At 62.2% G+C, this 13,494-nt stretch carries 14 protein-coding genes; 7 read left to right on the forward strand and 7 right to left on the reverse strand.

Annotation, left to right across the window (positions count from 1 at the left end):
- The first annotated feature begins 2 nt into the window (after window positions 1–2).
- From livM to QRN70_RS21245, 6 genes are all read left to right on the forward strand, one after another.
- Complete coding sequence (livM, locus tag QRN70_RS21220; protein ID WP_285419850.1) at window positions 3–1,304, forward strand: high-affinity branched-chain amino acid ABC transporter permease LivM; 1,302 nt, start codon at window positions 3–5, stop codon at window positions 1,302–1,304.
- Window positions 1,301–2,173: an ABC transporter ATP-binding protein gene (locus QRN70_RS21225; protein ID WP_285419851.1), complete on the forward strand. Its 873-nt coding sequence runs from the start codon at window positions 1,301–1,303 to the stop codon at window positions 2,171–2,173. The genes livM and QRN70_RS21225 overlap by 4 nt, the downstream gene beginning before the upstream one ends.
- On the forward strand, window positions 2,170–2,886 hold the full coding sequence (locus tag QRN70_RS21230) for an ABC transporter ATP-binding protein (RefSeq protein ID WP_285419852.1): 717 nt from the start codon (window positions 2,170–2,172) through the stop codon (window positions 2,884–2,886). Before QRN70_RS21225 ends, QRN70_RS21230 begins: the two co-directional genes overlap by 4 nt.
- A 218-nt stretch (window positions 2,887–3,104) precedes the next feature.
- Window positions 3,105–3,602: a hypothetical protein gene (locus QRN70_RS21235; RefSeq protein ID WP_285419853.1), complete on the forward strand. Its 498-nt coding sequence runs from the start codon at window positions 3,105–3,107 to the stop codon at window positions 3,600–3,602.
- Between the two features lie 46 nt (window positions 3,603–3,648).
- On the forward strand, window positions 3,649–4,413 hold the full coding sequence (locus QRN70_RS21240; protein WP_285419854.1) for an SDR family oxidoreductase: 765 nt from the start codon (window positions 3,649–3,651) through the stop codon (window positions 4,411–4,413).
- 200 nt (window positions 4,414–4,613) lie between these two features.
- Window positions 4,614–5,519: a cation diffusion facilitator family transporter gene (locus tag QRN70_RS21245; protein WP_285419855.1), complete on the forward strand. Its 906-nt coding sequence runs from the start codon at window positions 4,614–4,616 to the stop codon at window positions 5,517–5,519.
- A gap of 122 nt (window positions 5,520–5,641) precedes the next feature.
- On the opposite strand, the gene QRN70_RS21250 is transcribed toward QRN70_RS21245, so the two are convergent.
- The 7 genes from QRN70_RS21250 to QRN70_RS21280 form a co-directional block, all read right to left on the reverse strand.
- On the reverse strand, window positions 5,642–6,775 hold the full coding sequence (locus QRN70_RS21250; RefSeq protein WP_285419856.1) for an AGE family epimerase/isomerase: 1,134 nt from the start codon (window positions 6,773–6,775) through the stop codon (window positions 5,642–5,644).
- A 179-nt stretch (window positions 6,776–6,954) separates the two neighbouring features.
- Window positions 6,955–7,527, reverse strand: coding sequence for a HupE/UreJ family protein (locus tag QRN70_RS21255; protein WP_285419857.1), 573 nt, complete (start codon window positions 7,525–7,527; stop codon window positions 6,955–6,957).
- Window positions 7,528–7,555: 28 nt separating this feature from the next.
- Window positions 7,556–8,170 carry an urease accessory protein UreG gene (gene ureG / locus QRN70_RS21260; RefSeq protein WP_285419858.1) on the reverse strand — a complete coding sequence of 205 codons (615 nt, stop codon included), beginning with the start codon at window positions 8,168–8,170 and terminating at the stop codon, window positions 7,556–7,558.
- Window positions 8,171–8,193: 23 nt separating this feature from the next.
- Complete coding sequence (locus QRN70_RS21265; protein WP_285419859.1) at window positions 8,194–8,868, reverse strand: urease accessory protein UreF; 675 nt, start codon at window positions 8,866–8,868, stop codon at window positions 8,194–8,196.
- Window positions 8,865–9,365 carry an urease accessory protein UreE gene (gene ureE / locus QRN70_RS21270; protein ID WP_285419860.1) on the reverse strand — a complete coding sequence of 167 codons (501 nt, stop codon included), beginning with the start codon at window positions 9,363–9,365 and terminating at the stop codon, window positions 8,865–8,867. Before ureE ends, QRN70_RS21265 begins: the two co-directional genes overlap by 4 nt.
- Before the next feature lie 295 nt (window positions 9,366–9,660).
- Complete coding sequence (locus tag QRN70_RS21275; protein WP_285419861.1) at window positions 9,661–10,293, reverse strand: TetR family transcriptional regulator; 633 nt, start codon at window positions 10,291–10,293, stop codon at window positions 9,661–9,663.
- Window positions 10,294–10,487: 194 nt separating this feature from the next.
- A complete protein-coding gene (locus QRN70_RS21280; protein WP_285419862.1) occupies window positions 10,488–10,910 on the reverse strand; it encodes a hypothetical protein in 423 nt (140 codons plus the stop codon).
- Window positions 10,911–11,295: 385 nt separating this feature from the next.
- Here QRN70_RS21280 and QRN70_RS21285 point away from each other — a divergent pair, with 385 nt between their 5' ends.
- Window positions 11,296–13,371 (forward strand): AsmA family protein, encoded by a 2,076-nt coding sequence (locus tag QRN70_RS21285; protein WP_285419863.1) that lies wholly within the window; start codon window positions 11,296–11,298, stop codon window positions 13,369–13,371.
- Window positions 13,372–13,494 lie beyond the last annotated feature (123 nt).

The raw sequence follows: 13,494 nt of genomic DNA on the forward strand, positions 1-13,494 counted from the left end.
CGATGTCTTCAACCACTGAAAAATCCATCGATGTGAAAAAAAGCCTGGTTGAGGCGATTCTGGCCGGTCTGATTGCCCTGATCGTGTTCGGGCCGATTGTCGGCGTGGTGCTCGACGGCTACAGCTTCAACCTCGAACCGACCCGCGTGGCGTGGATCATCGCCATCGTCATGGCTGGCCGGTTTGCCCTCAGCCTGTTCCTGCAGACGCCCAAGGGCCTGAAAATTCTCGAAGGATTCGAGAGCACCGGTTCCGGTGTGCATGTGCTGCCCGCCGATCACAAATCGCGCCTGCGCTGGATCATCCCGCTGCTGATCGTGATTGCCGTGGCCGTGCCGTTCGTGTCCAACTCCTACCTGCTGGGCGTGGTCATCCTCGGGCTGATCTACGTGCTGCTGGGCCTGGGGCTGAACATCGTGGTCGGCCTGGCCGGTCTGCTCGACCTCGGTTATGTGGCGTTCTACGCCATCGGCGCCTACGGCCTGGCGCTCGGTTACCAGTACCTCGGGCTGGGCTTCTGGACGGTGCTGCCACTGGCGGCGATCACCGCCGGCCTGGCCGGTTGCATCCTCGGTTTCCCGGTGCTGCGTCTGCACGGCGACTACCTGGCGATCGTCACCCTGGGCTTTGGTGAAATCATCCGCCTGATCCTCAACAATTGGCTGTCGCTGACCGGCGGTCCGAACGGCATGCCGGCACCACTGCCGACCTTCTTCGGCCTGGAGTTCGGCAAGCGGGCGAAGGATGGCGGGGTGCCGTTCCACGAGTTCTTCGGTATCGCCTACAACCCGGACGTGAAGTACTACTTCATCTACGCGGTATTGTTCCTGGTCGTGCTGGCCGTGCTGTACATCAAGCATCGGCTGGTGAAAATGCCGGTCGGCCGCGCCTGGGAAGCCTTGCGCGAGGACGAGATCGCCTGCCGCTCGATGGGCCTCAACCACGTGCTGGTCAAGCTCTCGGCATTCACCATCGGCGCGTCGACGGCTGGCCTGGCCGGGGTGTTCTTCGCCACTTACCAGGGATTCGTCAACCCGACCTCGTTCACGTTCTTCGAGTCGGCACTGATCCTCGCCATCGTCGTGCTCGGTGGCATGGGGTCGACCATCGGTGTGGTGATCGCGGCTTTCGTGCTGACCGTTGCTCCGGAGCTGCTGCGCGGCTTCGCCGAATACCGGGTTCTGCTGTTCGGCATCCTGATGGTGCTGATGATGATCTGGCGACCTCGCGGGCTGATCCGCATCAGCCGTACCGGGGTCACTCCACGCAAAGGTGCCATTCACTATGAGAGGACTGCGCCATGAGTGAAGTCGTACTCTCGGTGGAAAAACTGATGATGCACTTCGGTGGCATCAAGGCCTTGAGCGATGTCAGCCTGAAGGTCAAGCGCAACTCGATCTTCGCCCTGATCGGCCCCAACGGCGCCGGCAAGACCACGGTGTTCAACTGCCTGACCGGGTTCTACAAGGCCTCCGGCGGCAAGATCGAACTCAACGTGCGCGGCCAGCAGACCAACGTCATCCAGCTGCTGGGCGAGTCGTTCAAGCCGACCGACTTCGTATCGCCGAAAAGCTTCCTCAGCCGCCTGTATTACAAGATGTTCGGTGGCACCCATCTGGTGAACCGCGCAGGCCTGGCCCGGACGTTCCAGAACATTCGCCTGTTCAAGGAAATGTCGGTGCTGGAAAACCTGCTGGTGGCCCAGCACATGTGGGTCAACCGCAACATGCTGGCCGGCATCCTCAACACCAAGGGCTACCGCAAGGCTGAAAGCGATGCGCTGGACTGCGCGTTCTACTGGCTGGAAGTGGTCGACCTGGTGGACTGCGCCAACCGTCTGGCCGGTGAGCTGTCCTACGGCCAGCAGCGCCGCCTGGAGATCGCCCGGGCCATGTGCACGCGGCCGCAGATCATCTGCCTCGACGAACCGGCCGCCGGCCTCAATCCTCAGGAAACCGAAGCGCTGAGCGCGATGATCCGGCTGCTGCGCGACGAGCACGATCTGACCGTGGTGCTGATCGAACACGACATGGGCATGGTAATGAGCATTTCCGACCACATCGTGGTGCTGGACCACGGCATCGTCATTGCCGAGGGTGGCCCTGACGCGATCCGCAACGACCCGAAAGTGATTGCCGCCTACCTGGGCGCCGACGAAGAGGAGCTGGTATGAGTCAACCGATCCTCGAACTCAGGGAACTGGACGTGTTCTACGGCCCGATCCAGGCCCTCAAAGGTGTGTCACTGCAGATCAACGAAGGCGAAACCGTCAGCCTGATCGGCTCCAACGGTGCCGGCAAGTCGACCCTGCTGATGTCGATCTTCGGCCAGCCGCGCGCGGCGGGCGGGCAGATTCTCTATCAGGGCGTCGACATCACCCACAAGTCCTCGCACTACATCGCCTCCAACGGCATTGCGCAGTCGCCGGAAGGGCGGCGGGTGTTCCCTGACATGACCGTCGAGGAAAACCTGCTGATGGGCACCATCCCGATTGGCGACAAGTACGCCAAGGAAGACATGCAGCGCATGTTCGAGCTGTTCCCGCGGCTCGAGGAGCGCCGCACCCAGCGGGCGATGACCATGTCCGGCGGCGAGCAGCAGATGCTTGCCATTGCCCGTGCGCTGATGAGTCGACCAAAGCTGTTGTTGCTCGATGAGCCAAGCCTGGGCCTGGCGCCGATCGTGGTGAAACAGATCTTCGCCACCCTGCGTGAACTGGCGAAGACCGGCATGACCATCTTCCTCGTCGAGCAGAATGCCAACCATGCGCTGAAGCTGTCGGACCGCGCGTATGTAATGGTCAACGGCGAAATCCGTCTGACCGGTACCGGTAAAGAGCTGCTGGTGAATGAGGAAGTGCGTAACGCCTATCTGGGCGGGCACTGATGCTTGCAGCGTTATGCACAGCCCCGGCGACGTGAGTCCCGGGGCTTTTTAAATGCTGCGAAACAGGCAGCTCCTACAGGGAATCGATGGGTGATTTCAAGTGTTGCGCGCAATTGTGGAAAACAAATTCCGCAAGCTGTCAAAGCGCGACATATAGACGCTGCAAATGGCTGTTTTTCCACAGTTTTGACTTGTCCCCGGTTACTGTGGAGCGGGCTGTGAATAACGTGGGTGTATGTGGCTGCAGGCCTTGTGGAACGTGGCTTTCGCGGGTGTGGTGGTTTTTTGATCAGGCGTTTTTGCGCAAGCGCAAGACGTTATTGTCAACCCTTTTCTGGGACGCGCCGACGCCGCCAGTCCATGTGCACAAGCCTGTGGATAAGTCTGTGATTAAACTCTGGAAAGACGGCGCTGATGGCCGTAATTACTGGCCTGGCGCAATCACCGCGCTGACCGGTCGGTCGTGCACAATGCCATCTCCGGCACATCTGCCGCTTCAGGGTCAAGTGAAAAACTTTCTATTTCTGGCGCAAAGCCTTGTGTGGCGCGGCTTTGCACGTTTCCAGTTGCCCCCGGAAACTGTGGAAGGGGTTGTGGATAACGTGCGTGCACATGGCTACAGGCCACGCCCGCCATGGTGTTGGCACGGTTGGATGTTTTTTGTACAGCTTGTGGGTGTTGCCCGTGAATGCGCGGGCGGGCATGCTGCCTGCTGATTGTCCATTTCACTGGCCGCGCGGCGGCCGACGCAAGGAGAACACGATGTCCAACACCCTGTTTATTACCGGCGCGACGTCCGGTTTTGGTGAAGCCTGCGCCCGGCGTTTTGCCGAGGCCGGCTGGAAACTGGTGCTGACCGGTCGTCGTGAAGAACGCCTCAATGCCCTGTGCGCCGAGCTGGCCAAGCAAACCGAAGTGCACGGTCTGGTCCTCGACGTTCGCGACCGCAAGGCGATGGAAGAGGCGATCGCCAACCTGCCGCTATCGTTCGCCACGCTGCGCGGCCTGATCAACAATGCCGGCCTGGCGCTGGGTGTGGATCCGGCGCCGAAGTGCGACCTCGACGACTGGGACACCATGGTCGACACCAACGTCAAAGGCCTGATGTACAGCACCCGCCTGTTGCTGCCACGGCTGATTGCCCATGGTCGCGGCGCGGGCATCATCAACCTGGGCTCCATCGCCGGCAACTATCCGTACCCGGGCAGCCACGTCTATGGCGCAACCAAGGCGTTCGTGAAGCAATTCTCGCTGAACCTGCGCTGCGACCTGCAGGGCACCGGCGTGCGCGTCAGCAACATCGAGCCCGGGCTGTGCGAAAGCGAATTCTCGCTGGTGCGCTTCGCCGGCGACCAGGAACGCTACAACGCGACTTACGCCGGTGCCGAGCCGATCCAGCCGCAAGACATCGCCGAAACCATTTTCTGGGTGCTCAACACCCCGGCGCACATCAACATCAACAGCCTGGAACTGATGCCGGTCAGCCAGACCTGGGCCGGTTTCGCCATCGAGCGCAACAAGGCCTGACACCGCGTAACGGCTAATCGCTGGCAAGCCAGCTCCCACAAGTCAATCGGTTTACCCAAGCCTTGGGATCGCCTTGAAACCTGTGGGAGCGGGCTTGCCTGCGATGGGGCCGGAACAGGCAAAATCCCCGAATCGGGTAGACTCATCCCTCAACAACCCCACCGCGCCCTGCGGTTTTCAAGGTTTTTCGAGGAGTCAAAGTGAGTAACCGAGGTGAGCAGTCGCTGCTCAAGCAATCAACCCTGTTGATGTTCGCCGTGTCGATCGCCGGGATCGTCACCGGTTTTGTTTCGGGTTCCCAGTCCATCCTGTTCGATGGTTTTTTTTCGCTGATTGCCACGTTCATCAAAGTCCTGATGCTGATCACGGCGAAGTTGATCGCCAAGCAAAGCAACCAGCGTTTCCAGTTTGGTTTCTGGCATCTGGAGCCGATGGTGCTGCTGATCGAGGGCAGCTTCCTGTTGCTGATCGCCATCTACGCGTTTCTCAACGGCGTGTTCGGCATCATCAATGGCGGTCGTGAAATCGAGCTGGGTCTGGTGATCATCTATGCGGCGCTGTTTACGGTCGTGGAGTTCGCCTACTTCTTCTACGTGCGCCAGCGCAATCGCCAGCTCAAGTCGAGCCTGATCCAGTTCGACAACATCAGCTGGCTGGTGGACGCGATGCTGTCCGTGGGCCTGTTGATCAGTTTCCTTGCGGCGCTGCTGCTCAAGTCCCAGGGCTATGGCGAATGGGCGAAGTTCGTCGACCCGCTGATTCTCATCGTGTTGGCGCTGACCATGTTGCCGCCGGCGTTCAAGATCCTCGGTCCGGCGCTGCGTGACGTGCTCGGTATTGCCCCGGATACGCTGGATGAGCAGGTGCGCGAGGTGATGGAGGCCGCGCAGGTCGAGCATGGTTTCGACGATTACGTGTCCTACGTGCAGAAGCACGGGCGGGCGCGATTCATCGAGATTCATGTGGTGTTGCCGGCGGATTACCGGCTGCACAGCGTCGGCCAGCTGGATGTGCTGCGCGAGGAGATTTCCGCGAAGTTGGGCAAGCCGGATGCGGCGCGCTGGCTGACCATCAGCTTTACCGGCGACAGGAAGTGGATTGACTAGAGACTGTGTAACGGCTATTCGCGAGCAAGCCCGCTCCCACGGAGATCCGAGCTGTTCACAGATTCTGTGTTCGCCGAAATTCCCATGTGGGAGCGGGCTTGCTCGCGAAAGCTACCGTTCAATCAGCGCAGATATTCAGCCAGCCCGCTGTAGCAAGTTGCCAAGTGATAAGGCGTCGTCGAGGGCATGTCCTTGCGGCTGACCTCACCCTGTTCGTCGCGGCACTCATGCCAACCGCCCGCATGCAGAAAGTGCTGTTGCAGCGCGTGCAACTGGCGCAGCACCGCAGCTTCGCTGTCCGGGCGCAGCGTCAGGGCGCGCAGGTATTCGGCCTGCGCCCAGATGCGCTGAGTCGAATCCTTCGGCCGACCCTCCTGTTGCAGATCGAGCATCGCCCGCACCGCACCTGAAGGCTGTGCAACGCCGCACTGTTCGGTGAAGGCGAAGGCCCGGTCCAGCGCCGCGTGCAGCTTTGTACCGCGCAGCAGGGCCGAAGACTCAAGCAGGAAATACCATTCGAACTGATGCCCGGGTTCGTACCAGTTATCCACAGCAGCCAGCGGTTTCTCCATCAGTACGCCATGCTGCGGATCGACGAAGTGGTGGTGCATGGCTGTGCATAACTCCACCAGCGCTTGCTGCGTCGGCGCATCGGTGCGCACGGCGAGGGTGGCGAGGAACGCTTCGGCCAGGTGCATCAGCGGGTTTTGCAGCGGCCCGGTTTGCAGGGTGGTCCAGTCGCGTTCCAGGCACGCTTCGTACAAACCGTCGCCGGTGGCGAAGCGTCGGCCGATGACTTCCAGCGCGGCGTTGAGTGTCGATTCCACCAGCGGCTCGCGGCACCTGGCCCAGTAATGCGCACAGGCGAACAGGATGAAGGCGTGGGTGTAGAGATCCTTGCGCTGATCCAGTGGTTTGCCCTGCGCGTCGATACTGTAGAACCAACCGCCGTGCTCGGCGTCGTGGAAGTGCCGCTGCAGCGAACGGAACAGCGCGCCAGCGCGGACTTCGGCGTTATCCACAACCCCGATCAGGCTGGAAAACAGGTACAGCTGCCGTGCGCAGGCCATCGCCCGATAGCGTTGTGGTGGCAGCGGCTGGTGCGTGGCGTCCAGGGCTTCGTAGGGCAGCGCCATGTCGGCGTTCCAGCCCGGGCCTTGCCAGAGCGGCACGATCACGTTCAGAAAGTGCTGTTGCACATCGTTGAACAGGGCGGTCAATTCGGGCAGGGCGGTGGAGCGGGAAGCAGGCGGCATTGGCGGACGTCGTCACGGCTGGGGCGATTGCGCGACATGGTAGCAGAGAGACTGCCGTAAGAGTCTCGGTGTCTGATCGGCCGTCATCGCTGGCAGGCCAGTACCCACAGGGATTGCTGTCAACTACAGATCTGTGGGAGCTGGCTTGCCAGCGATGGGGCCGGTTCAGGCGATGGCAATCAGCCTGCCAGCAGCCAGGCGCCAGTCACTGCCGAAGCAGCCCCCGCCAGCCGTACCAGCGGCGCCGCCGCTTGCGGCAACACGCGTACCACGCCGTAACCGGCGGCATGCAGCGCTGCGGTCGCCACCACGAAACCGGCGGCGTAGGCCCATGGGCTCGACATGTCCGGCAGTTCCAGGCCATGTGCGACGCCATGGAACAGGGCGAACAACGCCGTCGCCGCCACCGCCATCACCAGCGGCGGACGGACCGCCAGGGCCACGGCCAGACCCAGCGCCAGCACCGAGGCGGCAATCCCGCTTTCCAGCGCCGGCAGCTGCAACCCTTCAAAGCCGAGCATGCCGCCGATCAGCATGGTGCCGACGAACGTGCACGGCAGCGCCCAACGTGCGGCACCCTGCTGCTGCGCCGCCCAGAGGCCGACGGCGAGCATCGCCAGCAAGTGGTCGAGGCCGCCGATCGGGTGGCTGATGCCGGCCACCAGGCCGCTGTCGCCATGGCCCGGGTGTGCGAAGGCCAGGGCCGGGGTCAGCAGCAGCGCCACGGCGCCAAGAATGCGTTTGAGTGTCATGGATAAGCTTCCTTGTTGATAAGTGAATTCAGGCGGCGGTCAGCAGGCCCTGGCGTTCGATGAAGGCAATGATGTCTTGCAGGCCCTGACCGGTTTTCTGGTTGCTGAACACGAAGGGCTTGCCGTTGCGCATGCGCCGGGTGTCGCTATCCATCATCTCCAGCGAGGCGCCGACCAGCGGCGCCAGGTCGATCTTGTTGATCACCAGCAGGTCGGACTTGCAAATGCCCGGCCCGCCCTTGCGTGGCAGCTTGTCGCCGGCCGAGACATCGATCACGTAGATGGTCAGGTCGGACAGTTCCGGGCTGAAGGTCGCCGACAGGTTGTCGCCGCCAGATTCCACCAGAATCAGGTCCAGCCCCGGAAAGCGTCGGTTCAGTTGATCCACCGCCTCGAGGTTGATCGAGGCGTCCTCGCGAATCGCCGTGTGCGGGCAGCCGCCGGTTTCCACGCCGATGATGCGTTCCGGCGCCAGCGCTTCGTTGCGCACGAGGAAGTCGGCGTCTTCGCGGGTGTAGATGTCGTTGGTCACCACGGCCAGGTTGTAGCGTTCGCGCAGGGCCAGGCACAGGGCCAGGGTCAATGCGGTCTTGCCGGAACCGACCGGGCCGCCGATACCGACGCGCAGGGGTTGTGTATTCATGTGCTTCTCCAAAGTGACGGACCTCAGGAACGGAACAGGCGGCTGTACTGGCGTTCATGGGCCATGCACGCCAGGGACAGGCCGAAAGTGGCGCTGCCGATGTGTTCGGGGGGGATGCGGCTGGCGTCCTGCTGGGCCTGTTGCAGCAGCGGCAGCAGTTCGCTGGTCAGGCGCTGGGCGGCTTGCTGGCCCAGCGGCAGGGTTTTCATCAGCACGGCGAGCTGGTTTTCCAGCCAGCTCCACAGCCAGGCGGCGAGGGCGTCCTGCGGGCTGATGCCCCAGGCGCGGGCGGCCAGCGCCCAGCCCAGGGCCAGATGCGGTTCGGCGCATTGCTGAAGAAAGTCTCTGGCTGGCGCGTCGAGTTCCGGCAGGCCGTTGAGCAACTGCTGCAGCGAATAGCCCATCTGCCGGCTTTCCAGATGCAGCTCGCGGGTTTCGCGGCTGGCGCGGTGGGCTTCGCAGATCTGCAGCAGTTCGCCCCAGTTTGCGTCGGCAGCGGCCCGGCAGTGCGCCAGCAGCAGGGGCGCCTCGAAGCGCGCGAGGTTGAGCAGCAGTTGATCGCTGATCCAGCGCCGGGCGCTGTCGGGGTCGTGCACCCGGGCGTTTTCCACGGCCATTTCCAGGCCCTGGGAATAGCTGTAGCCGCCAATCGGCAGCTGCGGGCTGGCCAGGCGCAACAGCGCCCAGGCCGGATTCACAGGCGTACGCCGAACTGGTGCAGCTTCGGCGCGTAGTTGAAGTCTTCCTCGCCGTGCCGCGAATGATGATGGCCACCGCCGTAGGCGCCGTGCTCCGGCTGGAACGGTGCCTCGATGGCTTCGACCTGCGCGCCGAGCTGTTCGAGCATGGCCTTGAGCACATAGTCATCGAGCAGACGCAGCCAGCCATCGCCGACTTGCAGGGCGACGTGGCGATTGCCCAGGTGATAGGCGGCACGGGTCAGCTCGAACGCGTTGGCGCAGGTGACGTGCAGCAGTTGTTCGGCGCGGGCACAGACGCGAACGATGCGCCCGTCCTCGGCCTGCAGGCACTCGCCGTCGAACAGCGGCGGCTGGCCACGCTCCAGAAACAGGCCGACGTCTTCGCCGTCGGCACTGAAACAGCGCAGGCGGCTTTTGCTCCGCGCTTCGAAGGTCAGGTGCAACTCGGCGGCCCAGACGGGTTGAGGGTCGATTCTGCGATGAATCACCAACATCGGAAAGCTTCCAGCAATGAACGATGCTCAGGCTAGAGCAAGGGGCTTGCCAATCGGGCGAAGCGTAGGAAATACCTGTCGGAGCGTAGTGGATGTTTCAAAATGTTGCAGGATTATGAGAGGTTTTGGTGCATGAAGTTTTTTACATGCACCAAAGCTGAGCGGCAGCGCATGAGCAATGTGGGAGCGAGCCTGCTCGCGAAAGGGTCGAGTCAGTCGGTTGTGAATGGACTGGAAGACCGCTTTCGCGAGCAGGCTCGCTCCCACAGGATTCTTTGTGAGTTGAGAGCGGCAATTACTCGGTACTGCCGAGCCCCTGCCAGTGCTTGAGGCCGATAAAAATGAAGCGCAGCTGCTGGGTGATCTTCGCCTGGGGCGTCAGATGCGCCGGCAAGGCTTCGGCGGGCGGGTCGATGATGTCGGGCAGGGTGGCGAACACCGATTTGACGATGAGGTCGGCCATCACACTGAGGCCGTCGCGATCGAGGTGCTGCAGCTTGGGCATGAGGGCAAGGTCGGCCGCCAGGTCGGAGCTGATGCCTTCGCGCAGGCGCCCGATGGCCTGACGCACTGGCAGCGAGCCGCCGTACTGCTCGCGGGCGAGAAACAGAAACTGCGAACGGTTGGCGCTGACCACATCGAGGAAGATCCGCACCGACGCATCGATGATGCCGCCCATGACGAATTCATTGTGGCGCACCAGGCGGATGGTTTCGCGAAAGGTCTGGCCAACTTCGCTGACCAGCACCAGGCCCAGCTCGTCCATGTCGGCGAAGTGCCGGTAGAACCCGGTGGGCACGATGCCGGCGGTTTTCGTCACTTCGCGCAGGCTCAGGCTGCCGAATCCTCGGCCGCTCTCCATCAGATGGCGGGCAGCGTCCATCAGGGCGTTTCGGGTCTGTTGTTTCTGTTCGGCGCGGGGCAGCATCGCAAGGGCGTGTTCTTCGACAAGACAAGCGCCGCACTCTAGCAAATCGGCTTTACCGGCGTCGAACGACAGCGTGGGGATCAGGTCAGGCGAGGCGATGCGGTGAAGCGGGTTGAGGCGGGTAGCGGATGGCGACGGCGGAAAATCAAAAGCCCAATCCGGGGATTGGGCTTTTTTCGAAGGCCGCCATGGGCTTAACTCACAGCGCTGTTGCGTTCGATGACACGGTCACCACCACCTTCGGCAACGGCTTGGCCTTGTGGGGTCTTGTCGTAGCCGTCTTCGACCAGACCTTTTTCTTCCAGGCGATTGCGACCGTTTTCAGCGACAGCCTGGCCTTGTGGGGTTTTGTCGTAGCCGTCTTCGACCAGACCTTTTTCTTCCAGGCGATTGCGACCGTTTTCAGCGACAGTCTGACCTTGTGGAGTCTTGTCGTAACCGTCTTCAGCCAGGGTCTGGCCTTGTGGGGTGCGGTCGGAACCGTCGGCAGCGACAGTCTGGCTGAACACCGAGTGGCTGGTTTTGACTTGTGGAGTCGCCTGATCGGCAGCGGGCAGGGCGAAAGCGGTGCTGGCTAGCATCGACAGGGTAAGACTGAGCAGCAGTTGGCGTTTCATGATGGGTTGCTCCTTGGGAGGGCGATAAATTGGGTACGAAGCCAATGCTACTCTCGATAAGTCGATATAAAAGTTCATAAACGCAATGGTAATAATCAACAGAATTGATTGTTCCATGGGAGGGCTCTAGAACGGGCCTTTCAGGCCAGCGGTTTTGCACCGCAGTGGGTATTTTCGACCCACTCGCGCCTCGCAAAAGTGCGGGACCGGTAACGACATGTCGACCGATCGGTCAGAATCGCGGCGGTTTTTTCCGCCTCGGGCGGTCTTCCGATTAAACCTGCGGGCTGTTTATCAGTCGTAGACTTCATGAAGGGCCGCTTGGGCCCGCCGTTTCAACTGCGTCGCGCTGTCGGCACGCAGTCGTCTTCAGGAGCTTTGTGCAATGACGCGCACTCGTAAAATTCTCGGCTGGACCTTCGCCACCCTGGTGCTGCTACTGGCAGTGCTGGTGCTGATCATCGTGTTCTTCGATTGGAACCGGATCAAACCGCCGCTCAATGCCAAAGTCTCGCAGGAGCTGCACCGCGCGTTCGCCATCAACGGCAACCTCGCAGTGATCTGGCAGCGCGAGCCGGAAGAGGGCGGCTGGCGCGCCTGGGTGCCGTGGCCGCACGTGGTGGCCGAGGATCTGACGCTGGGCAACCCCGACTGGTCGAAACAGCCGCAGATGGTCAGTCTCAAGCGCGTCGAACTGCGTATTTCGCCGCTGGCCTTGCTGGCACAGCGGGTGGTCATCCCGCGCATCGACCTGACCGAACCGAATGCCGAACTGCAACGGCTGGCCGACGGTCGTGCCAACTGGACGTTCCAGTTCGATCCCAAGGATCCGAATGCCGAGCCGTCGAACTGGGTGGTCGACATCGGCGCCATCGGTTTCGACAAGGGCCATGTGACGCTCGATGACCAGACTCTCAAGACCAATCTGAACGTGCTGATCGACCCATTGGGCAAGCCGATTCCATTCAGCGAAATCGTTGGCGACAAAGCGGCGAAAACCGCTCAGGACAAGGGCGCCGCGCCGCAGGATTACGCGTTCGGGCTGAAAGTCACCGGGCAATATCACGGCCAGAAGCTTGCGGGCCAGGGCAAGATCGGCGGCTTGCTGGCATTGCAGGACGCACGCAAACCGTTCCCGTTGCAGGCCCAGGCGAAGATTGGCGATACCAGCGTTGAACTCGCCGGTACGCTGACCGATCCGCTCAACCTTGGCGCCCTCGACCTGCGCCTGAAACTGGCCGGTGGCAGCCTCGGCAATCTGTATCCGCTGACAGGCGTGACCCTGCCGGATACGCCACCGTATGCCACCGACGGGCACCTGATCGCCAAACTGCACGAGCCGGGTGGCGCGCAGTTCCGCTATGAGCAGTTCAACGGCAAGATCGGCAACAGCGATATCCACGGCGACCTGGCCTTCGTCGCCAGTCAGCCGCGGCCCAAGCTCAGCGGAGCGCTGCTGTCCAACCAACTGCTGTTTGCCGACCTGGCGCCGCTGATCGGTGCCGACTCCAACGACAAGCAGAAGGCCCGTGGCGGCGAGAGCAAGCAGCCGGCGGACAAAGTGCTGCCCGTGGAAGAGTTCAAGACCGACCGCTGGCGCAGCATGGACGCCGATGTCGAGTTCACCGGCAAGCGCATCGTCCACAGCGAGGAGCTGCCGTTTACCGACCTTTACACCCACCTGAAACTCGACGACGGCGAGCTCAGCCTGGAGCCGCTGCGCTTCGGTGTGGCCGGCGGCAATCTCGATGCGCAGATCCGTCTCAACGGTCGCACCGAACCGCTGGAAGGCCGGGCCAAACTGACGGCGCGCGGTTTCAAGCTGAAACAACTGTTCCCGACCTTCGAGCCGATGAAGACCAGTTTCGGTGAGCTCAATGGCGACGCCGACATCAGCGGTCGCGGCAACTCGGTGGCGAAATTGCTCGGCGGTGCCAATGGCAATCTGAAAATGCTGATCAACGACGGCGCGATCAGCCGCGAACTGATGGAACTGGCGGGGCTCAATGTCGGCAACTACGTAGTCGGCAAGATCTTTGGCGACAAGGAAGTGAAGATCAACTGCGCGGCCGCAGACTTCGACATCAAGACGGGCCTGGCGAGCACCCGGCTGTTTGTCTTCGATACCGAGAACGCGATCATCTACATCGATGGCACGGCGAACATGGCCACCGAGCAACTGGACCTCACGGTGACCCCGGAATCCAAGGGCTGGCGCCTGATTTCCCTGCGCTCGCCGCTGTATGTGCGCGGCAAGTTCATCAAGCCCGACGCCGGGGTGAAAGCAGTGCCGTTGATGTTGCGCGGGGCGGGGATGGTCGCGTTGGGCGTGATCGCGGCGCCGGCGGCGGGCTTGCTGGCGCTGGTGGCACCGAGCGGCGGCGAGCCGAACCAGTGTGCGCCGTTGCTGCAACAGATGAAGGCGGGCAAGGCGCCGGTGACTGTCAAACCCACCAAGTAATCGCGGCAACGCAGAGCGTCCATCGCGGCATTCCCACGCGGAGTATGGGAATGCCGCGATGGACGCTCTGCGTCGGCGCTTGGGACGCGGAGCGTCCCGGGATGCGTTCCCACGCAGAGCGCG

It is taken from the genome of Pseudomonas sp. efr-133-TYG-5, assembly GCF_030209175.1.
Lineage (GTDB): Bacteria > Pseudomonadota > Gammaproteobacteria > Pseudomonadales > Pseudomonadaceae > Aquipseudomonas.